This window comes from Corynebacterium minutissimum (assembly GCF_000805675.1).
Lineage (GTDB): Bacteria > Actinomycetota > Actinomycetes > Mycobacteriales > Mycobacteriaceae > Corynebacterium > Corynebacterium minutissimum.
Genome location: NZ_JSEF01000032.1, coordinates 1 through 1,317 on the forward strand (window position 1 = coordinate 1; position 1,317 = coordinate 1,317).

At 54.6% G+C, this 1,317-nt stretch carries 2 protein-coding genes and 1 rRNA gene; 2 read left to right on the forward strand and 1 reads right to left on the reverse strand.

From position 1 onward, the window contains the following. A partial coding sequence (locus tag NX84_RS12250; RefSeq protein ID WP_039677002.1) for an IS3 family transposase occupies positions 1-513 on the forward strand: 513 nt, incomplete at its 5' end. Positions 514-665: 152 nt separating this feature from the next. Continuing rightward, a complete protein-coding gene (locus NX84_RS12255; RefSeq protein ID WP_231913830.1) occupies positions 666-917 on the forward strand; it encodes a hypothetical protein in 252 nt (83 codons plus the stop codon). Between the two features lie 316 nt (positions 918-1,233). Here the strand turns inward: NX84_RS12255 and rrf are convergent. Further along, positions 1,234-1,317 (reverse strand): 5S ribosomal RNA (gene rrf, locus NX84_RS12390); the annotation flags it as partial.

Sequence of the window (1,317 nt, forward strand, 5' to 3'; positions counted from 1 at the left end):
GACAGGCCGAACCACGTCTATGTAGGCGATATCACCTACCTGCCGTGTAAGGGCGGCAAGAACATGTACCTTGCCACGGTCATTGACGCCTATTCACGCAAGCTCGTTGGTCATGCGCTAGCCGATCACATGCGTGTATCTCTGGTAATTGAGGCTTTGTCTCATGCCAGCAAGGTTCGCGAAAGCCTTGACGGGGCAATTTTCCATTCTGATCATGGCAGTGTGTACACCTCACAGGCTTTTCAAGACCACTGCGCCCAGCTTGGCGTGCGCCAATCCATGGGAGCAGTGGGAACGAGTGCCGATAATGCCCTGGCGGAATCATTTAACGCCACCTTAAAGCGTGAAGTCCTGCGTGATCGGAAAGTCTTTGACAATCCCATCGTCTGCCGCCAAGAAGTCTTCCGATGGTGCATGCGCTACAACACCCGCAGACGGCACTCCTGGTGCAACCTTCTAGCCCCCAATGACTTCGAAGCACTCACATCAGCTACACTGACCCAAGCAGCATAGCTAACCCCCGACGTGTCTACTTTCCGGGGGTCAGGCCCGCGCTATCCCGGTGCTTTCGGTGGATGTTGCGCCAGCTGGCACCCCATTGCCTTTAATTTGTCGGTTCGATAGCCTAGGAATCCCCTATACTTCCCTATCCGAAAGGACCTGACATGATGAAAAGGTCCCTAGCTATCATCGGCGCCGCCGCCCTGCTTTTGACAGCAGCCCCCGCCGCCAACGCTGAAGACAGCTCACCGCATAACACCAACCAGGGCTCGACCACCGATCTCAATGAGTTCGTCGTCGACTCCCCCATTTACGGCATCATCGCTATCCCAGTCACGCTCTCATCTATCGCGCTGTCGTTCATTGGTATTCCTCAGTGCGGTTTGCATGACACCCGCGGATGTAAGAAGGATTAAGAGGCCAAAGCTCTTTCGCCAGCTTTCGGCTCAATACAAAAGCCTGCCAGCCCAAAGTTTCTTGGGTTGGCGGGTATCTATTTGCCGCGTTCTAGCGATTTCTCGCGGGAAGGCTCCAGGCCGGCCATCGCAGTGCCTATGGCGATAGGCCAATCAGCATGTACCCGGACGTTCTTGCCTTCTGTCGCTGATTGTCAGTGTGCCGGCGCGGTAGTCTGGGCTTGTAGCAAACCGAAAAAGAAGGGAGACTGTTGAAACTGGTGGTGTTTCAACGGTCTCCCTTTGGTTTGTATTGAGTTGTTTATTTGTTGTTTGGTGTCGGCGGTTTCTTACTCTCCCACAACCTCCCGGTTGCAGTACCATCAGCGTTAGCAGGCTTAGCTTCCGGGTTCGGAATGGG

Bases quoted from the DNA above. Each gene is read 5' to 3' on its own strand.
- NX84_RS12255 (WP_231913830.1), top strand. From the start codon at position 666: ATGATGAAAAGGTCCCTAGCTATCATCGGCGCCGCCGCCCTGCTTTTG.